This window comes from uncultured Streptomyces sp. (genome assembly GCF_947488945.1).
GTDB lineage: Bacteria > Actinomycetota > Actinomycetes > Streptomycetales > Streptomycetaceae > Streptomyces.
On sequence record NZ_CANLBS010000006.1, the window covers coordinates 165,054 to 189,589 of the forward strand.

A 24,536-nucleotide genomic window follows, 5' to 3' on the forward strand; every position below is an offset into this window, starting at 1 on the left:
GTGCGGGCGCTCCGGCATGTGCGCCCCTGCGGCCCGGAACGGACGCCCACGGGTACCGGATTCGTCGAGGACGTCGGCAACTGGCCTTTCCCGCCGGGGCTTTGGCCCGCAATTCCCTGCACGCACCCGCCGGACGCCGCTACATTGGCCTCCGTTTTCCGTCGCGGCGCGCCCCACCGGTGCGTGCCGTCGTCTTCCGAGGGGTGCAGGTGGCCGAAGGATCCGTGCCGTCCCGGCCGTCGTACGGCCCGGACGCACCGAGCGGGAAGCCGCCCGTCCACCCGGCCACCAGCGAGGCGTGCCGGCTGCTGTGCGCCGGGGTGCATCTGCACGACGGTTTCCGCGAGGCGGTGATCGACCAGCTCTACGTGCAGGAGCAGCGTGTCGTCGCCCCCTCCACCGGTTTCGACGCGGCCCGGGTGCTCGCCCACGCCGTACGGGCCCGCCGGACCGAACTCTGCTGGGCGGCCGGCACGTTGGCCGCCTGGGTCCTCGGCGTGGTGCTCTCCCGCGGCTTCCTGGCCGGACTGTTCTGGCCCGCCGTCCTGCTGGGCCTCGCTCCGCTGGTACGGGGAACGGCCCGTACCGCCCCGCTGTACCGGACCTTCCCGGCCCTCGTGCTGCGCTGGTACGGCCGGTTCCTGATGGCCCTGGTGGCCGTCTTCGGACTGGCGCTGGGCGTCGTGGGCCTGTTCACGGACGACGACGAGCCGGACTACTCCTCCGACGGCTACGGCTACGACTCCTCGTACGGCTACGAGGATTCCTTCTACGACTCCGACGGCATCGGCACCACGGTCACCGACGCGCTGAGCCCGGACGCCGTGGTGGGCGTGTTCGACGACGTGGGCTCCGCGACCGGCAGTGTCTGGGTCGCGCTGCTGTTCGCCGCCCTGCTCACCGCCCTCACCGGCCTGCGGCGGGGGCAGTTCGCCCGCACCATGGCGGGCGAGCTGTCGCGCGGGGAGTTCGCCCGCGTCTCCGAGGACCCGGCGGAGCGGACGGCCGGACCGCGGTTGCGACGGCTCCAGGAGCGCATCCGGGTCGAACAGCACGCGTCGCTGGTGATGTACAACGAGGACGACCCGTTCTGCGGCAGCGGCGAGAGCCACCACCCCTGGAACCTGTCGGTCGAACTCCGCCCGGTCGAGGGCGAGTCGGCGGAACCCCTCGACAACGCGGGTGTGCTGCGGCGGATCGTGCCGCTGCTGGAGGACCTCAGGGTGCCGGCCGGGCACGGCTCGCCGCAGGCCGCGGCCGCCGTCCGGGACCGGTTGCGCGAACTGCGCGTCGACGAGTGCGTCTTCCTGCCCGTGCGCGGACTGCGGAATCGGGACGACGCCCCCTACGGCGAGGGGCAGTTCGAGGTCCACCGGGCCGCCGCCGTCGAAGAGGGCGGCGAGAGCCGGCGGCACTTCCTGCGCATCCGGGTCGGCGGCTGGGGCGAGGAGGTGGTGGTCACCGTCTTCGTCCGGGTCCACACCCAAGGCGGCATGCTGATGCTGGAGGTCGCTCCGCACGTCCTGATGCCGCTGCTGAGGTTCTTCCACGACGCCGAGCGGGCCGCCGAGCGTCACCGCGACAACAACCGTGTGGGCAAGGTCTACTGGGCCCTCGTCCACATGCCCGGATCGTTGGTGCGGTCGTTGGTGACGCTGGGCGCGGGCCTCTCCCTCTGGCGCAAGCGGCTGACGGACGGCGACTCCCGTGCGCTGCCCGAGGGCCCGGCGCTGTCCGTCCGGGAACTGGCGGCGGACGACGAGGCCACCCTCTTCCAGGACATGGACATCAACCGGTACCTGAAGAGCATCCAGGACCGGGTGGCCGGCGGCGTCCGGCTGGCGCTGCGGGAAGCCGGCTACCACACCGACGAGTTCGAGCAGAAGATCGTGCACGTCGGGGCAGGCGGCGTCTTCATCGAGTCCGCGAAGGACAGCGCCATCGGCATCGGCGACCACAACGACATCCGGCGCACCGCAGGGCCGGGCCCGGTACCGCCGAAGGACCCCGGCCCGAAGTCCGGCCCGAAATCCGGCCCGAAGTCCGGGCCTTTCGGTGCCGACGGGCCGAGGATCCCGCGCCCCGGCGCGGGTCCCGGGAGGCCCGCGGACACCGGCCCGGCGGGGCCGTCCGGTCCCTGACCGGCCCGTGGGCCCCGCACGCGTACGACCACCATCACGACCCGGAGGCAGAGGACATGGCGGAATCCGCATCGGACGGACGGCGGCAGCCGGGCGTCCACATCGGCTCGGTGACCGGCAGCGCGTTCGCCGTCGGCGACCACAACACGGTCACCCAGCACCAGGGGGCGGCAGCCGCCGACGAACGGCAGGAGGCACTGCGGCGCGAGGTGCTGCGGCTCCGCGAGGACCTGGCCCGGTTCGTCGCCTCGGACGCCACGCAGGCGCTGGACGCCGAACTGGACTCGGTGGCCGAGGAGATCGGGACGGCCGGAGCCGCCTCGCAGGGGCGGCTCGTCCGGCTGCGCGAAGCCATGGACGCCGCGGGCGCGCTCGTCGCCACGCTGGCCTCCGGGGTCGCCGTCGGCGAGTCGCTCGCCGCGCTGCTGGGAGGCTGACCGATGCGGCGGGGCGCTCCGGCACGCTGGAACGACGAGACGCAGAGTTGGGAGACGCCGGACGACCGGGCGCCCGCGGGGCCGCTGCCGCCCGTCCCGACGTCGCGGCCGGTCGTGCCTCCGCACCCGCCGCAGCCCACGGCACCGGGGGCGGCCGGTGACACCGGCGGGCTCCAGGGCGTGCCGGAACAGCCCCCGCGCGGGGACGGCGAGGGGGCGCGGCCGCACGGGCCCTCCGGGGCGCCCGCATACCACTCGTACACGGCCCCCGAGGTCTCCGGCGCCCACCCGTACGGGCCGGACACGACCCCTGACGGGATCGTCGGCACACCTCACGGGCCCTCGGGGGAGCAGGCCCCCTGGACGCGGCGGCTCACCCCGGTGACGGCGGCACTGGCCGTGGCGGTGCTCGCCACCGGTGCGGCGGGGCTGTGGTTCGCCCTCGGCTCCCCGGACGACGGGGGCCGCGCGGGCGGGCCCGGTTCCTCGGCGTCGGCGCCGCTGGACGAGGGGGTCCCCGAGGAGCCGACCGATGAGGAGGCCGAGGGGCTGCCGACGGACGGGGCGGACACCGGGTCCCCGTCGGAGAGCACCGGTCCGCCGCCCGGATACTCCACGGCCGACGACGTCGAGGGCTTCTCCGTCGACGTCCCCGACGACTGGCACGACCGCACCGAGGACGAGCACGGTGTCTACTACGAGTCGTCCGACGGCACGGAACTGTTGCAGATCTTCCGGATCGTGGAGCCGATGACCGCCCTGGACGCGGTGGCCGCCGCGTCGGAGAGCCGCCGTTCCACCCCCGGCTTCGAGGAGATCGCCGTCGGCCCGTACGCGACGCAGGACGGCACCGACGCCGCCGAGCTGGTCTACGCCTACGACAGCGCGGAGACCGGAGGCCGGCGCCAGGTCGTCGACCGGGTCTTCACCGCGTCGGACGGCAGGCTCTACGCGCTCCTGGTCGCCGGCCCCGACACCGGGTGGCCCCGCCAGCGCGAGGTGCTCGACGTGGCGATGGCCGGCTTCGACCCGTACGCGTCGCCGTTCTGACCCGTACGGGCCGGGACGTGACCCGTACGGGTCGAAGCCGGCCGGGGTGCGCGTCGGGTCAGTGCGAGCCCGGCGTGTAGTGGCCGGGCACCATGCGGGTGGAGACGGCGAACCGGTTCCACACGTTGATGACGTTGATCGAGGCGATCAGGTGGGTCAGCTCGGTCTCGTCGAAGTGCTTGGCGGCCTTCTCGAAGACCTCGTCCGGCACGAAGCCGTCGGTCAGCACGGTGATCGCCTCGGTCAGCTCGATCGCCGCGATCTCCCTCTCCGTGTAGAAGTGCCGCGACTCCTCCCAGGCGGAGAGCTGCACGATGCGCTGCACGGACTCGCCGGCCGCGAGCGCGTCCTTGGTGTGCATGTCCAGGCAGAACGCGCAGTGGTTGAGCTGCGAGGCGCGGATCTTCACCAGTTCCGCCAGCACCGGTTCCACGCCCTTGTTGGCGGCGGCGTCGAGCCGGGCCACGGCCTTGTAGACCTCGGGGGCGTGCTCGGCCCAGTTGAGGCGGGGGGTGTGCTCGGGAACGTACTCGGACGTGGCGTGTGCGTGTGTCGTCATGACAACGACGCTACGCAACGGATGGCCTCTCGCTATGGTCCATTTCCATGACCGATTCATGGGCCACTTTCGGGGCCGACCTGCACATCGAGCCGAAGGGCGCCGGCGTCCGCAGCGGCCTGATGGAGGCGCTGCGGGAGGCGGTCCGGTCGGGTCGTCTCGGACCCGGAACCCGGCTGCCCTCCTCCCGGGCGCTCGCCTCCGACCTGGGCGTCGCCCGCAACACCGTCGCCGACGCCTACGCGGAACTCGTGGCGGAGGGCTGGCTCACCGCCCGGCAGGGCTCCGGCACCACGGTCGCCCGCCGGTCCGCCCCGCGCCGCCCGGCCGGCCCCGGCGCCCGCCGCGGCCCCGCTTCCCGCGCGCCCGCGTACAGCCTGCTGCCCGGCCAGCCGGACCTCGCCTCCTTTCCGCGTGCGGAGTGGCTCCGGGCGTCCCGGCGCGCACTGACCGACGCCCCCTACGAGGCCTTCGGCTACGGCGATCCGCGGGGCCGCATCGAGCTGCGCACCGCCCTCGCCGACTACCTGGGCCGGGCGCGCGGTGTGTACGCCGACCCCGAACGGGTGGTCGTCTGCTCGGGGTTCGTGCACGGCCTGATGCTGCTCGGCCGGGTCCTGCGCGCCCGCCGGGCCCGTGCGGTGGCGGTCGAGTCGTACGGTCTCGACTTCCACTGGGACCTGCTGGCGGACGCCGGGCTGCGCACCCCGAGGCTGCCGATCGACGGACTCGGCACCCGCACCGACGGGCTGGCGGGCATGCGGGACACGGCGGCGGTGCTGGTGACACCCGCGCACCAGTTCCCCACCGGCATGCCGCTGCACCCGGACCGGCGGGCGGCCGCGGTCGACTGGGCGCGTGCGACGGGCGGTCTGATTCTGGAGGACGACTACGACGGCGAGTTCCGTTACGACCGCCAGCCCGTCGGCGCCCTCCAAGGGCTCGACCCGGAGCGCGTCGTCTACTTCGGCACGGCCAGCAAGTCCCTGGCGCCCGCCCTGAGACTGGCCTGGATGGTGCTGCCGGAAGGACTGGTCGGCCCGGTGGCGGAGGCGAAGGGCATCTCGGACTGGATGTCCGGCACCCCGGACCAGCTCACCCTCGCCGAACTGATCACCTCGGGGGCGTACGACCGCCATGTGCGCGCGATGCGGCTGCGCTACCGCCGCCGCCGCGACCAGCTCGTCGCCGAACTCGCCGCACGCGCACCGGACATCACCGTCAGCGGGATCGCGGCCGGACTGCACGCCGTCCTCACGCTGCCGCCCGGCACCGAGCGGTCCGTGATCCAGTCCGCCGCGTTCCAGGGGCTCGCCCTCGAAGGGCTCTCCCGCTTCCGGCATCCGGACGCCGCTCCGGGCGCGGACGGCCTGGTGATCGGCTACGGAACCCCCACCGACAGCGCCTGGGCGGGCACCCTGGAGGCGCTCTGCCGGGTGCTGCCCTGAGGCGGGGCCGCGGATCGGCCGGGAGTGTTGGTCCCGGAGCCCGCGTCGGCACGGCGCGTGCACCGCGCCCGCGCCGGCACGGCGGCGGTGGGTCCCGGCGCCCCGGTCCGACGGCGTCAGCGGGTGACGCGCACGGCGGCGGCCAGCGCCTCGCCGACCGCCTCGGCCCCCTTGCCGTTGGGGTGCAGAGGGGCGGCGTCGTCGGTGGGCACGAACCCCTCGGTGTGCCGGTCGGCGGGCGCGGCGCACGCGTCGTGCCCGATGCCCAGCCGGTACGTGTCCACGAAGGTCGCCCCGTGGTCGTGTGCGGCGTCCCGCAGCACCGCCCCCAGATGATTGACGGCGCCCTGGAGATAGGTGGCGTCGTCCGCCCAGAGCGGCTGCACCGGGAAACAGCCGCCGGGCCGGATGTAGTTGCCGTAGCCGATGACGAAGACGTCCGCGTGCGGCGACCGCCGCCGGATCTCCGCCAGCACGGTGCCGAACTGCGGGGCCCAGGCGTCGATCCCGTCCTTCACCTTGTCCGACCCGCCGGCGGTGTTCCGGGCGGCGCAACTGGACCCGACGGGCTCCGGAAGCAGGTTGACGCAGTCCAGGGCGGCGGCCACCAGCCCGGTGTCGTTGCCGCCGATGGTGATGCTGACGACGTCGGTGCCGGTGTTGAGCGCCTCGTACTGCGGGCGGGTGCCCGGATGCTGGGGCTTGCTCAGGTCACCGGCGGTGGCGGCCGAGCAACTGACGTCCGTCAGCCGCGCGCCCAGCGCCTTCGCGGCGACGTGGGGGTAATCGGCGAGCGAGCGCACGCAGAGCAGGTTGGACGGGTCGGCGGGCGAGACCAGCGGTGCGGCGGCGAACGAGTCGCCCAGCGCGACGTAGTCGAGCGGCGCGGGCGCGGAGGCGGGCGGTCGGGGGGCGGCGGAGGTCACGGGCGCGGCGGCGGCGAGGACCCCGGCGGCGCACAGGGAGGTGCAGAGAGCGGCGGACACGGCGGCCAGGGGGGTACGCGGGCGGGTCTGCACGGGGCGGCTCCGTTGTCGTCGGGGCCCCATTGTCCGAGGGGCCGGGGGCGATCGGCCCGCACCACACCGGCCGGTCGCCGGCCCGCCGGCCGCCCCCACGTTCTCGTATAAGCACCGGACCTGACGGAGGATCAGCGTCGCATCACCGCATCGAGGTACCTCCGCACCGGTTCGAACAGCCCTTGAGGGACGTACGCCGGGATCTCGTCGTGCCCGGCCCAGACCACCTCCGCCACCTCGTCCGCCGCCGCCACGCGGGCGGTCCCGCCGATCACCGTGCAGGCGGTGTACGAGAGGTGCCGGCCGGTATCCGGATGGACCCGCTCGCCGAGCGGCCCCACGGCCTCCACCCGCAGCCCGGTCTCCTCGCAGGTCTCCCGCACGGCGGCCTCCGCGACGGTCTCGCCGGGCTCGGCCTTGCCGGAGGGGAACTGCCAGGAGAGCCGCCCCTCGGCCACCCGGCGGCGCACCAGCAGGACCCGCCCGTCGTGGACGACGACGGCCGCGGCGACGGGTGCCCCGTGCGCGGACGACCGGTGGCGACGCCGCAGCACCCGGCAGTCGACCGCGCCGCTGAGGTCCCGTGACGCGACGGCCGACGCCTCCGCGTGGTCGAGTTCCCGACAGGTGGGGCAGCCCTCCGCCGCATTCGGCCGCCTCTCGGGTCGCGCGGGTTCCGGTGCGTGCGTCACAGCCGTTCCCCCCTGCTCCGCGCGTTGCGCTCCGCGGTGGCGGCGCGCAGCCGCTCCCGGGGCGTCAGCGGTCGTACCCGCGCGGGCTCGGCCTCCCACTCCCGGCCCCCGAGCAGCGGCCTCAGGGCCCAGTAGGGACCGGACATGCCCCGGAACTCCCCGATGCGGTCCTCGTGACCGGTGTCCAGCAGCAGATCGCCGATCTCCGGTGTGCTCATATCGCTTTTCACTCTTTCTCGTCCCTTCCGCACGCCGCGCGTGCTCGATGCGATACCCAGAGTGAGGGCAGAAAGCCCGGTGCGGGGCGCTCATGGCGTTCGACCTGCGTTTTGGTCAGGGCGGCATATGCGCGAGCCCGTGAGCAGCGTCGATGATCCGTCGACACGCGGTGACCGGACTCACGGTCGGGAGGGGACAGGGATGACATCGGAGACTCGGGTTGACGCGAGCGGACTCGACGCCCGCGAGAGGTTCGCGCAGGACCTGCGCACGGCACGGGAGTTGCACCCGGAGGGACCGCTCAGCCAGACCGAACTCGCCCGGCGGGCCCGCACCTCGAAGACCACCGTCAGCCGCGTCGAGAACGGCGTGGGGCCCGTCCCGCCCACCCTGCCGGTGCTGTTCGACCAGATCTTCCGGACCGACGGCCACTTCAAGCGCCTCTACGAAGAGGCGGTGGCGTCCTCGTTCCCCGCCCTGTACCGGCGGCGGATGGCGTTGGAGAAGACGGCGGTGGCCGTCTGGGAGTGGTCACCGACCATCGTGCCGGGGCTCTTCCAGACGGGGGCGTATGCGCGGGCGCTCCTGCGGCGCGGGGACCCGAGGGCGGGGGAGGAGGAGATCGGCGCGCTGGTGGGCGCACGGCTGGCTCGCCAGGACCTGCTGCGGGGAGCTTCGCCGCCGGTGGTGCGATTGATCATCTGCGAATCGGTCCTCGGACGGCGGGTGGGCACGGCCGAGGTGATGCGTGACCAGCTCGCGGCCCTGCTGGCTCATACCCAGCGCCTGACCACCCGGATCCAGGTCCTGCCACTCGACGCGGAGCCGCACCTGCTGATCGATTCGCCGATCACCCTGCTGACCACCCCCCAACATCAGACGTACGCGTGCGTCGAGGCGTTCAGGACGGCGGCGATCATCGAAGACGTGGAGCAGGTCCGCAACGCGCTGCGTGCATACGATGAACTGACCAGCGAAGCCCTGTCCGCACGCGACAGCGCCGCCCTCATCCGAGAGAAATTGGACACATGGTGAACTCCCTTCCGCGATGGATCAGTTCGACCTACAGCAGTCCCGAAGGCGGCAACTGCGTCGAGTGGTCACCGAGCTGCACCGGTACGACGGGGGTGGTCCCGGTGCGGGACAGCAAGCGGCCGGCCGGACCGGTGCTGCGGGTGGGCCCCGCCGCCTGGGCGGGGCTGGTCGCCCTCGCCCGCGCCGACCGGCGGGTCTGAGCGCCCGCCGGCCTCCGTCCCGTACAAGCCCTGCGGCCCGTCGCCCTCCCGCCGACGGGCCGCACCGCAGGCATCACGCGCACCGCCCGCCCCACGGCCGCACACGTCGGCCCCCGCCCACCGTCCGCCCGTCCCCGGGCTACCCCTCGGATGGATACGCCATCTAATGTGACGGGCGATCGAACACGATGTCCGACGGGCCGCCCCGCGGCGGTCCGGACGAGGGGGAGAGAACACATGGCCAAGCGCATGCTGCGGTCGACCACGGTGGTGCTGGGCGGGATGGGGCTGCTGGCCGCGACGCTGACGGCGTGCGGGTCCGAGCCGGACAAGCGGTGCGTCGACAGGGTCACCCGCGAGAAGCTGCCGAAGTACGAGTGCGACAACCGGTCCGGGCACGGCATGTACTACTACGGCGGCAGCGTCAAGAACGGCAAGGTCTCCGGCGGCAGCTTCGACAAGTCCGCCGTGTCGCGCGGCGGCTTCGGCTCGTCCAAGTCCAGCGGCGGCTGATCCGCGATGGAACGCCGCACCATCGAGCCCCGCCCCGGCTGGCAGCGGACCGTCGAGGAGCAGGGGCTGATCTACCCGCTGACCCGCTACCCCGACGGCTCGCTGCGCCCGTACTGGGACGAGAGCGCGTACTACGTCTTCTCGCTGCCGGAGGTCGAGGCGCTCGAAGAGGTGGTCGAGGAACTGCACACCATGTGCCTGGCGGCCGCCGCGCACATCGTCGAGCAGAACCGATTCGCCGATCTGGGCATCACCCAGCCCCGGCTGGCCGGGCTGATCGCCGACTCCTGGCATCGCAGGGCCGAACTCCCGTCGCTCTACGGGCGGTTCGACCTGCGCTACGACGGGACCGGGCCGGCGAAGATGCTGGAGTACAACGCCGACACCCCGACCTCGCTGGTGGAGGCGGCCAGCCCGCAGTGGTTCTGGATGGAGGAGAGGTTCCCCGGCGCCGACCAGTGGAACTCGCTGCACGAGCGCCTGGTCGACGGCTGGAAACGGCAGGCCGCGCTGCTGCCGCCGGGGCCGCTGCACTTCGCCCACTCCGACGGCGACGAACTGGGCGAGGACCTGATGACCGTCGCCTATCTGCGGGAGACCGCCGAGCAGGCCGGGATCGAGACGGAGGCGCTCTCCGTCGAGCAGATCGGCTGGGACCACCTGGCCGGCCGCTTCGTGGACGACCGGCTCCGGTTCATCCGCAGCTGCTTCAAGCTGTACCCGTGGGAGTGGCTCGCGACCGACGCGTTCGGTCCGCACGTCCTGGACACCCTGGACAACGGCGGCGGCACCGGCACCACCTGCTGGATCGAGCCCGCCTGGAAGATGCTGCTCTCCAACAAGGCGCTGCTGGCGATCCTCTGGGAGCTGTACCCCGGCCACCCCAACCTGCTGCCGGCGTACCTCGACGGCCCGCGTGAGCTCGCCGCGCCCGGCGGACCCGGCTGGGTCTCCAAGCCGCTGCTCGGCCGCGAGGGCGACGGAGTCGTGCTGCACGGTGCGGGGGAGGCGCCGGTCGTGCGCGAAGAGCGCTGTTGCTACCAGGAGTTGGCGCCGCTGCCCGACTTCGGTGGCAACCGGGTGGTGCTCGGCGCGTGGGTCGTGGAGAACGAGGCGGCCGGACTCGGCATCCGCGAGTCGTCGGGACCGGTCACCGACGAGTACGCCCGCTTCCTCCCCCACGTCATCCTCTGAGGAAACCGGACGGAACGGGACCGGCCGCGTCGCCCCGACGGGAGCGGCGCGGCCGGCCCCACGGGTTCACCGCCCGGTGCCGCCCAGCACCGCGCGGAGCTGGTCCAGCCCCCAGTCCAGGTCCTCCTTGGAGATCACCAGCGGGGGCGCGATGCGGATGGTCGAACCGTGGGTGTCCTTGACCAGGACGCCCCGCTCCATCAGCCGCTCGGAGATCTCCCGGCCGGTGCCGAGCCGGGGCGCGACGTCGACGCCCGCCCACAGGCCCCGGCCGCGCACCGCGTCGACCGCCCCCGTCCCGGTCAGCACACCCAGCTCGCGGTGCAGGTGGTCGCCCAGCTCCGCGGCCCGCTGCTGGTACTCCCCGGTGCGCAGCATCGCGATCACCTCCAGCGCCACCGCGCAGGCCAGCGGGTTCCCGCCGAACGTCGAGCCGTGCTCACCCGGCCGGAAGACCCCCATCACCTCGGCCGACGAGACCACCGCGGAGACCGGGACCACCCCGCCGCCCAGCGCCTTGCCGAGCAGGTACGCGTCGGGCGCCACGCCCTCGTGCTCGCAGGCGAAGGTCCGCCCGGTGCGGCCCAGGCCCGACTGGATCTCGTCGGCGACGAAGAGCACGTTCCGCTCCCGGGTGAGCTCCCGGACGCCCGCCAGATAGCCCGGCGGCGGCACCAGGACCCCGGCTTCGCCCTGGATCGGCTCCAGCAGCACCGCCACGGTGTTCTCGGTCATCGCCTCCCGCATCGCGGTGAGGTCGCCGTACGGGACGATCTCGAAACCGGGGGTGTAGGGGCCGTAGTCGGCGCGCGCCTCGGGGTCGGTGGAGAAGCTGATGATCGTGGTGGTGCGGCCGTGGAAGTTGTCGGCGGCCACGATGATCTTCGCCATGCCGTCCGGCACGCCCTTGACGCGGTAGCCCCACTTGCGGGCCATCTTGACCGCCGTCTCCACGGCCTCCGCACCGGTGTTCATCGGCAGCACCGTCTCCATGCCGCACAGCTCGGCCAGCTCCGCGCAGAAGTCGGCGAACCGGTCGTGGTGGAAGGCCCGCGAGGTCAGCGTGACCCGCTCCAACTGGGTCCTGGCGGCGTCGATCAGGCGGCGGTTGCCGTGGCCGAAGTTCAGCGCGGAGTAGCCGGCCAGCATATCCAGGTAGCGGCGGCCCTCCACGTCGGTCATCCACGCGCCGTCCGCCGTGGCGACGACGACGGGCAGCGGGTGGTAGTTGTGCGCGCTGTGGGCCTCGGCGGAGGCGAGGGCGTTCTCCGTGGTCGACACGGGGTCTCCGTTCGTCGTGCGGGGCGGGCGGGGGTGGCGGCCCGGCCCCGCGGGGGGAGCGGGCGGGTCCGGTCCCCGGCGGGATACGGCCTGCCCACTTTGTATCGTCGCTCGCCCGTCGGCCGGGGAAACCTCGCGCCGCACGGCGCGCGCGTCGCGCGGGCCCGATGTGCGCGGGTCCGCCCGACGCGCCGGGCCGGTTCGCGCGTGCGGTCCCGCCGTCCGTGTCTTCTCCGCACCTTCTGCCGGAGAACCGTTCCGTACCTGAGACAATGGCTGCATGGCCTCTGACCGACCTCGCGTGCTCTCCGGAATCCAGCCCACCGCAGGCTCGTTCCACCTCGGCAACTACCTGGGCGCGGTGCGCCAGTGGGTGGCGCTGCAGGAGTCCCACGACGCCTTCTACATGGTGGTGGACCTGCACGCGATCACCGTGCCGCAGGACCCGGCGGAGCTGCGCGCCAACACCCGCCTGGCGGTGGCCCAGTTGCTTGCGGCGGGGCTCGACCCCGAGCGCTGCACCCTGTTCGTGCAGAGCCACGTGCCCGAGCACGCCCAGCTCGGCTGGCTGATGAACTGCCTCGCCGGCTTCGGCGAGGCGTCGCGGATGACGCAGTTCAAGGACAAGGCCGCCAAGCAGGGCGCCGACCGCGCGACCGTCGGACTGTTCACCTACCCGATCCTCCAGGTCGCGGACATCCTGCTCTACCAGGCCCACCAGGTCCCGGTCGGCGAGGACCAGCGCCAGCACATCGAGCTGACCCGCGACCTCGCGGAGCGCTTCAACGGCCGCTTCGGCGAGACGTTCACGGTCCCGGCGCCGTACATCCTCAAGGAGACCGGCAAGATCTACGACCTCCAGGACCCGTCGATCAAGATGAGCAAGTCGGCGTCCACGCCGAAGGGCCTGATCAACCTCCTGGACGAGCCGAAGGCCACCGCGAAGAAGGTGCGCAGCGCCGTCACCGACACGGACACGGTGATCCGCTTCGACCCGGAGAACAAGCCGGGCGTCAGCAACCTCCTCTCCATCTACTCCACCCTCACCGGCACCCCGGTCGCGGACCTCGAACAGAAGTACGAGGGGCAGGGGTACGGCGCGCTCAAGACGGAGCTGGCCGAGGTCATGGTGGAGTTCGTGACCCCGTTCCGTACGCGCACGCAGGAATACCTGGACGATCCGGAGACGCTGGACTCGATCCTGGCCGTGGGCGCGCAGAAGGCGCGTGCGGTCGCGGCCGAGACGCTGGCGCAGGCGTACGACCGGATGGGCCTTCTGCCCGCCAAGCACTGAGCCGAAGGGCCCTGGCGGTTTCGGGGCCCCACGAGTCACACTGGCGGCGACGGGCATCGCCCCGCCGCCGGTCCGGCACTGGCACCGGGTCGGCGCCCGCCGACCGAGCGAGGAAGAGGAGAACGACGTGGGGACCGTTACGCTCGGCGTTTCGATCGCGGTCCCGGAGCCCTGTGGCAGCTTCCTCCAGGAGCGGCGCGCGAGCTTCGGGGATCCCGCCGCCTACGGCATCCCCACCCACGTCACCCTCGTCCCGCCGACCGAGGCGAAGGCGGGTGACGTGCCCGCCGTGGAGGCGCACCTCGCACGGATCGCGGAGGGCGGCCGGCCCTTCCCGATGCGGCTCTCCGGCACCGGCACCTTCCGGCCGCTGTCGCCCGTCGTCTACGTCCAGGTGGTCGAGGGCGTCTCCTCCTGCACCTGGCTCCAGAAGCGGATCAGGGACGCCTCGGGCCCGCTGACCCGTGAGCTCCAGTTCCCGTACCACCCGCACGTGACCGTCGCCCACGGCATCGCCGAAGAGGCGATGGACCGGGCGTACGAAGAGCTCGCCGACTACGAGGCCGCCTGGATGTGCGGCTCCTTCGCGCTCTACGAGCAGGGGTCGGACGCCGTCTGGCGCAAGATCCGGGACTTCCCGTTCGGCTCCGGGGGCGGCACCCCCGTGGTGCCCGCCCAGGGCGGCTGCACCACCTCCGCCGAACCCTCGCTGCACACCTGATCCCGTAGGCCGCCCGTCCGGCTGCACGCGTCCGGCTACACCGGCAGGCGGCGGAAGAGCGGGCGCGGGGCGTGGCGCAGCGCCGACATCAGCGGGCGCAGCGCGGCCGGCACCCACACCGTCTCCGAGCGCCGTCGCAGCCCCGTGACGATGGCGTCCGCCACCGCGTCGGGGGTGGTCGACAGCGGCTGCGACGGCTGCCCCGCGGTCTTACGGGTACGGACCTGGCCGGGCCGCACCACCATCACCTGCACGCCGGTGCCCTGCAACGCGTCCCCGAGGCCCTGGGCGAACGCGTCCAGCCCCGCCTTGCTGGACCCGAAGATGAAGTCGTCACGCCGGGCCCGCTCGGCGGCCACGGACGAGAGCACCACCAGCGAGCCGTGCCCCTGCGCCTGGAGGGCGCCCGCGCACACCAGTCCGGCGGAGACCGCCCCCGTGTAGTTGGTCTGCGCGACCAGGGCGGCGGCCACCGGGTCCTCCTCGTCGCGCGCCTGGTCGCCGGAGATGCCGAACGCCATCAGCACCGCGTCCACGTCCCCGTCCGCGAACACCTTGCCGAGCACCGGCTCGTGCGAGGCGGGGTCCAGGGCGTCGAATCCGACGGTGCGCACCTCGGCCCCCAGCCCGCGCAGGTCGGCGGCGGCCGACTCCAGCTCCGGGCCGGGACGGCCGGCCAGCCAGACGGCGCGGGTCCGCAGGGCGATCAGCCGTCGGGCCGTCGCCCTCGCGATCTCCGAGGTGCCGCCGAGGACGAGCAGGGACTGCGGGGCACCGAAGGCGTCCTTCATGGCGACACTCCTGGCTGGGCCGGCCCGGAAGGCCGGCGGGTGGGTGCGGGGACCTGCGGGAGGCCGGGGACGGGGTCAGAGACCCAGGCGGCGGGAGAGGTCGGAGCAGAGCGCCCCGGTGGGGTCCTGGGTCGCGCGCAGCGCCCGGAACTCCGCCAGACGCGGGTACATCGCGGCGAGCGTCGCGGGGCGCACGCGGGCGTCGTCGCAGAGGGCGACCCGGCCGCCGGCCGCCGCCACCTCGTCGTCGAGCGCGTCCAGCAGCCCGGCCAGCCCCGGCGCCCGTGCGGGCAGCTCCACCGACAGCGACCAGCCCGGCAGCGGGAAGGAGAGCCAGCCCGCCCCGGCCGCCCCGAGCCGTTCCAGCACGCCGGCGGAGGCCGGGCAGTGCCGTGACGCGAGCCGGCGCACCACCTGGCGCAGGGTCTCCTCCTGCCCGTGGCCGAGGGCGAACCGGTAGCGCACGGTCGCGCCCCGGCCGGGCACGGTGGCGCCCCCCGGCAGACCGTCGAGCGGGGCGAAGAAGGCGCTCAGCCGCTGGAGTCCGCCGCTGCGGGAGCGGGGCTCCGCGCGGTGGCGCACCTCGTTGAGCAGGCCGACCGCGGTGCGGGCGAGCAGCCGGCGGGGAGCGAACGCGGGCACGGCCGGGAGGAGGGGCAGCCCGGTCCCGGTGGCCGGCAGACCGGGCCCGGGGTCGAGCGGGGTGCGCCGGGCGCGCGCCGGGAGCGCGGTCGGTGGGGCGTGCTCCCCGCGCCGTACGAGCCCGCGGCCCAGCACCCGGCCGGTCGCGGTGAGATCGATCCAGGCCGCCGCGTACTGCGCCGGGGCGCACCGCTCCAGCAGGGCGAGCGCGCCGTCCAGTCCGCCGGCGCGGGCGGTGTCCACGGTCATCAGGGACGTCCCGACCCGGCGGCAGCGCACGGTGGCGGAGAGGACCACCCCGGTCAGCCCGAGGCCGCCGGCGGTCGCGTCGAAGAGCGGTTCGCCGGGGGAGAGGGTGCGTACCGTGCCGTCGGCGGTGAGCAGCTCGAGCGCGATCACGTGCCGGGAGAAGGAGCCCGCCGCCGGGTGGTCGCGGCCGTGCGCGTCGGTGGCGATCGCGCCGCCGACGGTGGCCCGCGGGGTGCCGGGCGTCACCGGCAGGTACCACCCCAGCGGCAGCATCGTCGCGGCCAGCCGGTCCAGGGGGACGCCCGCCTCGCAGACGACCGTGCCGGTGTCCCGGTCGACGGAGCGGATCCGGCGGAGCGCGGTCATGTCGAGCACCGAGCCGCCGGCGTTCTGGGCGGCGTCGCCGTGCGCGGAGCCGAGGCCCCGGGCCAGAGCGCCGCGGGGCCCCCGGCCGCGCACGAACGCGGCGGCCTCCGCGCCGCTGCGGGGGCGGAACCGCAGTGCGGTGGTGGGGGAGGTGCGGCCCCTGCCGGTCAGGGACACGGTGTCGACGGACATGAGGGTGACCGTATCGTCCGAGAAAACCCCTTTGCGGTATTTGTTACAGCGCTCACCGGAATGGGTGATTGAACGAGTGTCAGCACTTACTGGCGCACATCTTGCGCGGATGAACGGAAGTGTCGGAGCCGGCCGCCCGTTTTCCGCGCCGAGGAGGGTACGCGTACGTCATGGACTGGCTGAAGAAACTCCCCGTCATCGGGCCCGCAGTCGCCCGGCTGATGGAGACCCACGTCTGGCGCTCGTACGAGACGCTGGACCGGGTGCACTGGACCCGGCTGGCCGCCGCGATCACCTTCACCAGCTTCCTCAGCCTGTTCCCGCTGATCGCGGTGGGCGCCGCCGTGGGAGCGGCGCTGCTCTCGCCGAAGCAGCTCGACACCATCGAGAAGAAGCTGTCCGAGCAGGTCCCGGGCATCTCCGACCAGCTCGGCATCTCCAACCTCGTGGAGCACGCCGGAACGGTCGGGCTGGTCGCCGGCGCGCTGCTGCTCTTCACCGGCATCGGCTGGATCGGGTCGATGCGCGACTGCCTGCGGGCGGTGTGGGGGAAGGACGACGAGGACACCGGCAATCCGGTGGTCCGCAAGCTCAAGGACGCCGGGCTGCTGCTGGGCCTCGGCGGCGCCGCGCTGCTGACCCTCGTCGCCTCCACGGTCGGCTCCACCGCGGTCGGCTGGACCGCCGACCGGATCGGCATCCCCGAGGACGGCGCCGGCGGGGTGCTGCTCCAGGCCGCCGCCCTCGCGGTCGCCGTCGGCGCCGACTTCCTGCTGCTCCTGTACATGCTCACCCTGCTGCCGGGCGTGGAGCCGCCCCGGCGCCGGCTGGTGGTGGCCGCCCTGGTCGGGGCCGTCGGCTTCGAACTGCTGAAGCTGCTGCTCGGCAGCTACATGAAGGGCGTCGCGTCCAAGAGCATGTACGGCGCGTTCGGCGTGCCCATCGCCCTGCTGCTGTGGATCAACTTCACCGCCAAGCTGCTGCTGGTGTGCGCGGCCTGGACGGCGACCCGCAGCAAGGGGGAGGCCCCGCAGGACGGGACCTCCGGGGCCGCGGACGGAGACGGGGACGAGCGGGCCGGTGACGGGGCGGCCGGTGGCGGGACGGCGGGTGAGGAGCGTGGCGCCGCCGCCCCGGCCGCGTCCCGGCCGGCCGGATCGACGCGGGCCGCGAAGGGCGGCGGCCGTCCGGTCAGCGGCGGGGCAGGCGGCGGACCAGGTCGGGAAGCGGCCAGCGCCGGTTGACCACGAACACCCCGCCGGCCAGCAGCACCAGGAACCCGCCGGCCACCGCCAGTGCGATGCCGACGCCGCCGGACCGCTGCTCGGCGGCGACCTCGGCGGACGCCGCCGCCCGGGCCTGCGCCCCGGAGCCGGAGCCCGGCCCGGTCGCCGGTTCGGCTCCCTTGCCGGGGACGGGCTCCGCCGCGTCCGATGACCTCGGCGCCACCAGCTCGCCCACCGGGGCCACCTTGCCGTCGGCGGCGAAGCCCCAGTCCAGCAGCGAGGCGGCCTCCTTGTAGACGGCGTGGCTCTCGTCCGACTCCGGGTTCATCACGGTCACCAGCAGGACCCGGCCGCCGCGCTCGGCGACCCCGGTGAAGGTGTTGCCCGCCTGCGAGGTGTAGCCGTTCTTGACCCCCGCGATGCCGTCGTACGGGGCGATGCCCGCGTCGCCGGTGAGCAGCCGGTTGGTGTTCTGGATCTGGAAGGTCTCGCGCTTCCCGTCCTCCTCGCCGCCCGGGAAGTCGGCGGTGGCGGTCGCGGCGTACTCGCGGAAGTCCTTCTTCTGCAGCCCGTTCCGGGCGAACAGGGTGAGGTCGTACGCGCTGGAGACCTGTCTGTCCGCGTCGTAGCCGTCCGGTGAGACCACCGTGGTGTCCAGCGCCTGGAGCTCCACCGCGTGCTTCTGCATCGCCGTGACGGTCGCCGGGATGCCGCCGAAGAGGTCGGCCAGCACGTGCACCGCGTCGTTGCCGGAGCGCAGGAAGACCCCCAGCCACAGGTCGTGCACGGTGTAGGTGTGGTCCTCCTTGACGCCCACCAGGCTGCTGCCCGCGCCGACGTCGGCGAGCTGCGCGTCCGTCACCGTGACCGACTGGTTCTTGGGCAGCGACGGCAGCACCGTGTCCGCGAAGAGCATCTTCAGGGTGGAGGCCGGAGGCAGCCGCCAGTGGGCGTTGTGCGCCGCGAGCACGTCCCCGCTCTCGGCGTCCGCCACGATCCACGAGCGCCCGGTGAGCTCCTTGGGCAGCACGGGCGCACCGGGCCCGAGGCTGACCTGGGTGCCGGCTTCGCCGAGCCGTTCCCCACCGACCGTCGACATGTCAGCGGTGGGCGGCGGCTGTTTGGCGTCGGCCTTGTCCTTGTCGTCCGCCGATGCGGGACCGACGACGAAACCGGACAGCAAAGCGGCGGAGATGACCGTCAGAGCGATCTTTTTCAGTGCGGGCACGGTCGGAAACGTACAGGGACTCCGTCGCGTCGGGCACCCGGGGCGGCCGGACCGCCGGGGGCCCCGCCGGGCGGGTCCGTCCGGCGCCGCCGCCGAACGGCTGAATCCGGACCCCCCGCCCACCGCCGGACGGGTGTACTCGGCACCGGGTTCCGCCGCCGGACGGGTGGACCCGCCTCCCGAGCCCGCCCGCACCGCCGGACGGCTTCCCGCGGGCCCGCGGGACCCGCCCCGGCCACCCCACCCGATCCGTCCGGTGGCGGGCGGCGATACTGGACCCATGAAGCTCAGCCGCCCCGTGTCCTGGTTCCTGCTCGCCTTCGGGGTGTGGAGCTGGTTCATCTGGATCACTTTCGCCAAGAATCTCTGGAACGACGGCAGCGGACTCGCGTTCGACGACGCGGGCGACCCGACCGCGTACTTCTGGGTCCACCTGATGCTCACCGTCGTGTCCTTCCTGTTGGGGACGGCCGTCGGCGTGATCGGGTTCCGTGGAGTCAGGGCACTGCGCGCGGCACGTTCATAACCGGCCACCGGGCCGGGGACACACAGACGCATGACACATGGGGTGGGGACGCGGTGACGGCAGTGGTGTTCGTGGTGGCGCTGGTCGCGGTGGTGGCGCTGCTGGGCGGTGTGCACCGCTATCTGTGGCGGCGGTTCGTCGGTGACACCACCGCGCCCGGCAGCGCGCTGCGCCGGGCCGGGACGGTGGCGGCGTACGTGCTGCCGCTGCTCAGCGTCGGCGCGCTGGTGTCCGGACGCTCCGGGGCGCCCTTCGTGGTCCAGCAGGCGCTGGCGTGGCCCGGCTATCTCTGGCTGGCCTGCCTGCTCTACCTGACACTGGCGCTGCTCGTCGGCGAGGCGGTCCGCCCGGCGCTGCGCCGGTTCCTGGCGGCCCGGTCGGACCGTGCCGCGGCGCCGGACACGGGGGAGCGGGACGCCCCGGCCGGCGAACCGGCCGCCCCCGGCGCCCGCGGCGGGGTCGCCACCCTGACCGCCCCCGCCGACGCCCCGGCCCCCGCCGCGCCCGCCGGCGGGACCGCAGACCCCGACGCCCCCGCCGACCCGGGGCGGCGGCTGTTCGTCGCCCGCGCGGTCGGCGGCGCGGCAGCGGTGGCCGGGCTCTCCACCGTCGGCCTCGGCACCTGGGGCGTGCTGCGCGGCCCCACCACCAAGCGGATCACGGTGCCGCTCGCCAAGCTGCCGCGCTCCGCGCACGGATTCCGGATCGCCGTCGTCAGCGACATCCACCTCGGTCCGGTCCTGGGCCGCGCCCACACCCGGCGGATCGTCGACGCGGTCAACGCGACCAACCCCGACCTGATCGCCGTGGTCGGCGACCTGGTGGACGGCTCGGTGGCCGACCTCGGCCCCGCGGCCGAGCCGCTGGCCGGACTGCGGGCCCGGCACGGCAGCTTCTTCGTGACCGGAAACCACGAGTACTTCTCCGGCGCCGCCCAGTGGGTCGACCGGGTCCGTGAACTGGGGCTCCACCCGCTGGAGAACGACCGGGTGGAGATCGACGGCTTCGACCTGGCCGGGGTCAACGACGTCGCCGGCGAGAGCGAGGGCCAGGGGCCCGACTTCGGCCGGGCACTCGGCGACCGCGACCGGTCCCGCGCCGCGGTGCTCCTCGCGCACCAGCCCGTCGTCATCCACGACGCCGTCGAGCACGGCGTCGACCTCCAGCTCTCCGGCCACACCCACGGCGGGCAGTTGTGGCCGGGCAGCCTCGTCGCCGAGCTGGCGAACCCGACCGTCGCCGGGCTCGAACGCTACGGCGACACGCAGTTGTACGTCTCGCGCGGGGCGGGCGCCTGGGGCCCGCCGGTGCGGGTCGGCGCCCCCTCGGACATCACCGTCGTCCAACTGGCCTCCCGCCGCGCCTGACCCACCGTCCGGCGACAAGCGGAATCTTCACGGTGAGCAGGGGAGCGCTCCCACGAGCGCTCCCGAGTGCTCCTCTCGCGCGCCCCGTCGCGCCGCCCCGAGACCTCGTCAACTCGCGCCCCTCGGGCAGGCGCTGAGCACCGGGTAGTCGTTCGCCACTCGATTCGGTGACTCTGCGTGAGTGCCGGGGTGCCCAGTGCCATCCCACATGTCGCCTTCCGTCCCTTGGGTTTCGGCTGGCCAACAAAAGTCTGTGAGCGTCCCTTTCGCTCTTCCAGATGCGAAAATCGTGTGATTAGGTAAGCGCGAACATGCGGCGATTGTGTGTCTACGCGCGTACGCCGTGGTGGGGCTGTTAAGGGAGAGCACGGCAATGCGTTCGATCCGGGTGCGGATTCTTGCGATATTTGCGGTTTTGGTCATCGCGGGGGTCGGGGCCTGGCAACTATTGCCTTCCGGCGACGCGGACGAGAAGCCGGTTACTGTCGGTACATCCGACGAAGTCACTTCGCTGGACCCGGCGGGCGCCTACGACGCCGGTTCGTGGGCCCTCTACAGCAACATCTACCAGTCGCTGATGACGTTCAAGTCCGGTGCGGTGGTGCCGGAACCGGACGCCGCGGAGAGCTGCCGGTTCATCGGCCAGAAGCTCCAGACCTACCAGTGCGAGCTGCGGGACGACCTGACCTTCTCCAACGGTCACAAGATCACGGCGAAGGCGGTCAAGTACTCCTTCGACCGCATGATCAAGATCGCCTCCGACGTGGGTCCGGCGTCCCTCTTCCCGACCCTGGAGAACGTGGTCACCGAGGGGCGGCTCATCACCTTCAACCTCAACGCGCGCGACGCGACCTTCCCGCACAAGCTCGCCACCGGGGCCGGTTCGATCGTCGACCCCGAGGAGTACCCGGCGGACAAGCTGCGTACCGGCGACCGGGCGGACGGCTCCGGCCCGTACACCCTCAAGTCGTACAAGGCGGGTGAGGAGGCCGAACTGGTCCCCAACCCCGGGTACCAGGGCGCGATCAGGAAGTCCGGCGGACCCGTGACCATCCGGTACTACGCCGACTCCGAGAAGCTCAAGTCCGGGTGGGACACCGGACAGGTCGACGTGACGCACCGCCAGCTCCCGCCGGAGACGCTCAACAAGCTCAACCCCGGTGACCCCGACATCCGGGTCACCGAGATGGACAGCGCCGAGATCCGCAACATGGCCTTCAACGTCCGTGCGGACTCCGCCTTCGCGGACAAGCGGGTCCGCCAGGCCGCCGCCTGGATCATCGACCGGGGCCCGCTGGTGGGCGACGTGTACAAGAGCACCGTCGAACCCCTCTACTCGCTGATCCCGCAGGGCACCATCGGGCACGGGACGCCCTTCTTCGACGCCTACCCCAGCCCCGACCCGGCGAAGGCGAAGGACCTGATGGCGGACGCGGGCATCGAGACCCCGCTGAAGGTCACCTATGGATTCAGCCCCGGCGGTGCGACGGTCGCGGAGGCCGCCGAGATCCGTCGCCAGCTGGAGGCTTCGGGACTCTTCAAGGTCACCGTCAAGCCCATGGAGTGGCAGGACTTCCAGAAGGCCTACGCGGCCGGCCAGTTCGACTTCTACACCGTCGGCTGGCTCCCGGACTACCCGGACCCCGACACCTTCAGCCAGCCGCTCGTCGGCCGTACCAACACGCTGCACAACGGCTACGCCTCCGCCGAGATGGACGCGCTGATCACCAAGACCCTGGAGTTCAGCGACCGTTCGCGGACCTCGGCCACGTTCAAGGATCTCCAGGACCTGGTCGGCGAGGACGTTCCGCTGCTGCCGCTGTGGCAGAAGAAGGACTACGTGATCGCCAAGACCGACGTCGCCGGTTCGCAGTACCTCTCCGACGGCACCGGCATCTGGCGCCTCTGGGAGCTGGGCTGGATCTGATCCGCTTTGATCTGGTCCGGTGCCGTCGGACCGGATCCTGCGGCGCAGGAGAACGGCCCACGGCCCGCGGGCGGAGTCAGCTCCGCTTGCGGGCCGTCGCCGTCTCCGCCATGCCGGGCAGGAAGTCCGTGAACAGCTCGTGCACCTCGCGCACCAGCGGGCGCAGCGCGCGGAACCGGGCGAGTGCGACGCCGCGAGTGGTGAGCCGGGCGCCGCGGGCGGCGAGGCGGCGGGTGCGCTCCCGGCCGGGCGACCGGTCGAAGACCCAGTAGAGCACCAGTCCCATCTGGGACAGCCACATCAACTCCGGCAGGATGTCGGCCAGTTCATCCGGCACCTTGGCCTTCGACCCCTCCAGCACCTCGCGGTGCAGGGCGATGGCGGCCTCGCGGGCGGGCTCGGACTCGGCGGAGAAGGGGCTGAGCGGGCTGTCCGGGTCGGCGGCGTTCTTGAAGAACTGCGCGGCGAACTCGTGGTACGGGGCGGCGACGTCCAGCCAGACGGTCAGCACGCCGGTCAGCCGGGCCTCCAGGTCGCTCTCGCGGGCCAGTACCTCCCGCGCCGCCGCCGCGTGTTCCGCGCCGATGCGGTCGTAGAACCCCTGGACCAGGTGCTCCTTGCCGGCGAAGTAGTAGTACGCGTTGCCGACCGAGACCCCGGCCTCCTGGGCGATGGCCCGCATGGTCGTCTTGTCGTAGCCGCGCTCGCGGAAGAGCCGCAGCGCCGTCTCCAGGATGACGGTGCGGGTCTGCTCGCTCTTCTGCGTGGCGCGCGACGGGGCGGAGGCCGAGGGCCCGGCCCCGACCGGTCCGGTGGATTCCGGTCCCTTCGGCCCTTCCGGTCCGGCGGACTTCGGTCCCTCCGGTCCGGTCGCCGCCGGTTCGTCCGCGTCGTCCGTCGGATGCGCCATCGCCTTCTCGTCCTTCGCCACGGCCCCAGGCTATCCGGCCGGGCCGGGCGGCCGACGCGCCCCTCGGGCGGCGCCGCTCAGGGCGCCGTGGGCGCGGCCGGAGCGGCCGGCGGGGTCCACGGGCCGCGGGGGTCGGGGCGGCCCTGGGGCGCCCAGCCCTGCGGGGCCGGGGCGGCCGGGCGCCGCTCGGTCATGCTCCGCCGCCGCATCCTGCTGAGCACGAAGACGTTCCCCAGGTGCAGGACGCCGAGCACCAGCAGCACGACCCCGAGCTTCCCCGACAGGGTCTCGAAGAGGGTCCTGGCGTCCGGCACCGACTCGGTGTTCTTCAGATAGAGCGCGACGAACCCGAGGTTGACCAGGTAGAAGCCGACCACCAGCAGGTGGTTGACGGCGTCCGCCAGCTTCTCGTCCCCGCGCAGCACGTCGGCGATGAACAGCCGACCGTTGCGGCTCAGCGTGCGGCCCACCCAGACGGTGAGCGCGACGCTGACCACCAGGTAGACGGCGTAGGCGACGACGGTGAGATCCATGGTTCCAACCCCCTGAACGTGTTCAAAAACTGTCCTGGGCATGACTGTAGACCCCTTCTTGAACATGTTCAAGAAGGGGTCCGGTGAGGCGGGGGGACCGCAGCGCGCCGACGGCGGCCGGGGTCAGATGCTCATCGAGCGGGCGGTGTTCACCTGGGACATGACCATCTGGAAGGTCTCCGGGCCCATCGCCGGGATCATGGTGGAGTGGTGCCGGCCGCCGCTGGTCACCGTGACCTGGACGAAGCCGGTGGTCTTCTTCTCCTTCATCAGCAGGAAGAGCAGCCCCACCAGGCACAGCAGCGCGAAGACGATCGCCAGCACGATCGCGACCGGCGGGATCTTCTCCTCGGTGCGCGACATGTCCGTCGCCGTCCACACCGCGCCCCGCAGCGGCATGGTGCCCGACGGGGTGACGATCGAGTCGCTCATCACCGTGATGTCGCCCAGCGCCAGCACCGGCACCCCGGTCCCCATCCCCTGCTGGACCGGCAGGTTGTGGCCGGGGGGCTGCCCGGCGCCCGGGTAGCCGTAACCGGCCTGGCCACCCTGGGTGGGGCCGCCCGGATAGCCGTAGGCGGGGCCCGGCTGGGTGGCCGACTCGGGCAGCGGCTGCGGATAGCCGTAGCCGGGCGGGCCGCCCGCGGCCGGGTATCCGTAGCCCTGTCCGTCGGCCACCGTGGGCTGGTGGGCCGGGGGCTGCTGGGGCGGGCCCCACGTGTAGGCGTCGTCCGCGTACGGATTGGGCTCGCTCACCGGATTCCCCGTTCTGTCGT

General features: G+C 73.1%; 25 protein-coding genes. 14 read left to right on the forward strand and 11 right to left on the reverse strand.

What is annotated here, in order from left to right; translation table 11 throughout:
• The first annotated feature begins 209 nt into the window (after positions 1-209).
• From Q0994_RS11575 to Q0994_RS11585, 3 genes are read left to right on the forward strand one after another with little or no spacing between them, the layout of a single operon-like run.
• On the forward strand, positions 210-2,141 hold the full coding sequence (locus Q0994_RS11575; protein WP_299532500.1) for a hypothetical protein: 1,932 nt from the start codon (positions 210-212) through the stop codon (positions 2,139-2,141).
• A gap of 56 nt (positions 2,142-2,197) precedes the next feature.
• A complete protein-coding gene (locus Q0994_RS11580) occupies positions 2,198-2,578 on the forward strand; it encodes a hypothetical protein (RefSeq protein WP_299532503.1) in 381 nt (126 codons plus the stop codon).
• 3 nt (positions 2,579-2,581) lie between these two features.
• Complete coding sequence (locus Q0994_RS11585) at positions 2,582-3,628, forward strand: serine/arginine repetitive matrix protein 2 (RefSeq protein ID WP_299532506.1); 1,047 nt, start codon at positions 2,582-2,584, stop codon at positions 3,626-3,628.
• A gap of 58 nt (positions 3,629-3,686) precedes the next feature.
• Here Q0994_RS11585 and Q0994_RS11590 read toward each other — a convergent pair whose 3' ends face one another.
• A complete protein-coding gene (locus Q0994_RS11590; RefSeq protein ID WP_299532508.1) occupies positions 3,687-4,187 on the reverse strand; it encodes a carboxymuconolactone decarboxylase family protein in 501 nt (166 codons plus the stop codon).
• Positions 4,188-4,234: 47 nt separating this feature from the next.
• Here Q0994_RS11590 and Q0994_RS11595 point away from each other — a divergent pair, with 47 nt between their 5' ends.
• Positions 4,235-5,635 (forward strand): PLP-dependent aminotransferase family protein, encoded by a 1,401-nt coding sequence (locus Q0994_RS11595; protein ID WP_299532511.1) that lies wholly within the window; start codon positions 4,235-4,237, stop codon positions 5,633-5,635.
• Between the two features lie 116 nt (positions 5,636-5,751).
• Here Q0994_RS11595 and Q0994_RS11600 read toward each other — a convergent pair whose 3' ends face one another.
• The 3 genes from Q0994_RS11600 to Q0994_RS11610 form a co-directional block, all read right to left on the reverse strand.
• Positions 5,752-6,654, reverse strand: a complete 903-nt coding sequence (locus Q0994_RS11600; RefSeq protein WP_299532513.1) for an SGNH/GDSL hydrolase family protein — start codon at positions 6,652-6,654, stop codon at positions 5,752-5,754.
• 131 nt (positions 6,655-6,785) lie between these two features.
• Entirely contained in the window at positions 6,786-7,205 is a 420-nt protein-coding gene (locus Q0994_RS11605) for an NUDIX hydrolase (protein ID WP_299533038.1), read from the reverse strand.
• Positions 7,206-7,342: 137 nt separating this feature from the next.
• Complete coding sequence (locus Q0994_RS11610; RefSeq protein ID WP_299532516.1) at positions 7,343-7,564, reverse strand: hypothetical protein; 222 nt, start codon at positions 7,562-7,564, stop codon at positions 7,343-7,345.
• A gap of 202 nt (positions 7,565-7,766) precedes the next feature.
• On the opposite strand from Q0994_RS11610, the gene Q0994_RS11615 reads away from it, so the two are divergent.
• The 4 genes from Q0994_RS11615 to Q0994_RS11630 all read left to right on the forward strand — a co-directional run bounded on the left by Q0994_RS11615 (position 7,767) and on the right by Q0994_RS11630 (position 10,507).
• On the forward strand, positions 7,767-8,600 hold the full coding sequence (locus tag Q0994_RS11615; RefSeq protein ID WP_299532518.1) for a helix-turn-helix transcriptional regulator: 834 nt from the start codon (positions 7,767-7,769) through the stop codon (positions 8,598-8,600).
• Positions 8,594-8,800, forward strand: a complete 207-nt coding sequence (locus Q0994_RS11620) for a DUF397 domain-containing protein (RefSeq protein ID WP_299532520.1) — start codon at positions 8,594-8,596, stop codon at positions 8,798-8,800. The genes Q0994_RS11615 and Q0994_RS11620 overlap by 7 nt, the downstream gene beginning before the upstream one ends.
• Positions 8,801-9,037: 237 nt before the next feature.
• Positions 9,038-9,313 carry a hypothetical protein gene (locus tag Q0994_RS11625; RefSeq protein WP_299532522.1) on the forward strand — a complete coding sequence of 92 codons (276 nt, stop codon included), beginning with the start codon at positions 9,038-9,040 and terminating at the stop codon, positions 9,311-9,313.
• A 6-nt stretch (positions 9,314-9,319) separates the two neighbouring features.
• Positions 9,320-10,507: a glutathionylspermidine synthase family protein gene (locus tag Q0994_RS11630; protein ID WP_299532525.1), complete on the forward strand. Its 1,188-nt coding sequence runs from the start codon at positions 9,320-9,322 to the stop codon at positions 10,505-10,507.
• Between the two features lie 66 nt (positions 10,508-10,573).
• On the opposite strand, the gene rocD is transcribed toward Q0994_RS11630, so the two are convergent.
• A complete protein-coding gene (gene rocD / locus Q0994_RS11635; RefSeq protein WP_299532527.1) occupies positions 10,574-11,788 on the reverse strand; it encodes an ornithine--oxo-acid transaminase in 1,215 nt (404 codons plus the stop codon).
• Between the two features lie 280 nt (positions 11,789-12,068).
• Here rocD and trpS point away from each other — a divergent pair, with 280 nt between their 5' ends.
• Complete coding sequence (gene trpS / locus Q0994_RS11640; protein WP_299532529.1) at positions 12,069-13,082, forward strand: tryptophan--tRNA ligase; 1,014 nt, start codon at positions 12,069-12,071, stop codon at positions 13,080-13,082.
• Positions 13,083-13,209: 127 nt separating this feature from the next.
• Positions 13,210-13,803: a 2'-5' RNA ligase family protein gene (locus tag Q0994_RS11645; protein ID WP_299532531.1), complete on the forward strand. Its 594-nt coding sequence runs from the start codon at positions 13,210-13,212 to the stop codon at positions 13,801-13,803.
• Between the two features lie 35 nt (positions 13,804-13,838).
• Here the strand turns inward: Q0994_RS11645 and Q0994_RS11650 are convergent, their stop codons facing one another.
• The gene (locus Q0994_RS11650) at positions 13,839-14,594 is read right to left on the reverse strand and encodes a decaprenylphospho-beta-D-erythro-pentofuranosid-2-ulose 2-reductase (RefSeq protein WP_299532533.1); all 756 of its coding nucleotides are present in this window, start codon (positions 14,592-14,594) and stop codon (positions 13,839-13,841) included.
• Between the two features lie 75 nt (positions 14,595-14,669).
• Positions 14,670-16,043 (reverse strand): FAD-binding oxidoreductase, encoded by a 1,374-nt coding sequence (locus Q0994_RS11655; protein ID WP_299532535.1) that lies wholly within the window; start codon positions 16,041-16,043, stop codon positions 14,670-14,672.
• Positions 16,044-16,213: 170 nt separating this feature from the next.
• On the opposite strand from Q0994_RS11655, the gene Q0994_RS11660 reads away from it, so the two are divergent.
• The gene (locus Q0994_RS11660) at positions 16,214-17,287 is read left to right on the forward strand and encodes a YihY/virulence factor BrkB family protein (protein WP_299532538.1); all 1,074 of its coding nucleotides are present in this window, start codon (positions 16,214-16,216) and stop codon (positions 17,285-17,287) included.
• Here the strand turns inward: Q0994_RS11660 and Q0994_RS11665 are convergent.
• On the reverse strand, positions 17,235-18,497 hold the full coding sequence (locus Q0994_RS11665; protein WP_363325544.1) for a D-alanyl-D-alanine carboxypeptidase: 1,263 nt from the start codon (positions 18,495-18,497) through the stop codon (positions 17,235-17,237). The genes Q0994_RS11660 and Q0994_RS11665 overlap by 53 nt on opposite strands.
• Before the next feature lie 280 nt (positions 18,498-18,777).
• Between Q0994_RS11665 and Q0994_RS11670 the strand changes: the two genes are divergently transcribed.
• The 3 genes from Q0994_RS11670 (at position 18,778) to Q0994_RS11680 (ending at position 22,317) form a co-directional block, all read left to right on the forward strand.
• Positions 18,778-19,023, forward strand: coding sequence for an SCO4848 family membrane protein (locus Q0994_RS11670; RefSeq protein ID WP_299532542.1), 246 nt, complete (start codon positions 18,778-18,780; stop codon positions 19,021-19,023).
• Positions 19,024-19,085: 62 nt separating this feature from the next.
• Positions 19,086-20,390, forward strand: a complete 1,305-nt coding sequence (locus Q0994_RS11675; RefSeq protein ID WP_299533040.1) for a metallophosphoesterase — start codon at positions 19,086-19,088, stop codon at positions 20,388-20,390.
• 373 nt (positions 20,391-20,763) lie between these two features.
• On the forward strand, positions 20,764-22,317 hold the full coding sequence (locus tag Q0994_RS11680) for an ABC transporter substrate-binding protein (RefSeq protein WP_299532544.1): 1,554 nt from the start codon (positions 20,764-20,766) through the stop codon (positions 22,315-22,317).
• A 76-nt stretch (positions 22,318-22,393) separates the two neighbouring features.
• Here Q0994_RS11680 and Q0994_RS11685 read toward each other — a convergent pair whose 3' ends face one another.
• From Q0994_RS11685 to Q0994_RS11695, 3 genes are all read right to left on the reverse strand, one after another.
• Positions 22,394-23,248, reverse strand: coding sequence for a TetR/AcrR family transcriptional regulator (locus Q0994_RS11685; protein WP_299532546.1), 855 nt, complete (start codon positions 23,246-23,248; stop codon positions 22,394-22,396).
• A gap of 56 nt (positions 23,249-23,304) precedes the next feature.
• On the reverse strand, positions 23,305-23,760 hold the full coding sequence (locus Q0994_RS11690; protein WP_299532548.1) for a hypothetical protein: 456 nt from the start codon (positions 23,758-23,760) through the stop codon (positions 23,305-23,307).
• A gap of 123 nt (positions 23,761-23,883) precedes the next feature.
• Positions 23,884-24,516: a hypothetical protein gene (locus tag Q0994_RS11695; RefSeq protein WP_299532550.1), complete on the reverse strand. Its 633-nt coding sequence runs from the start codon at positions 24,514-24,516 to the stop codon at positions 23,884-23,886.
• Between the last annotated feature and the right edge of the window lie 20 nt (positions 24,517-24,536).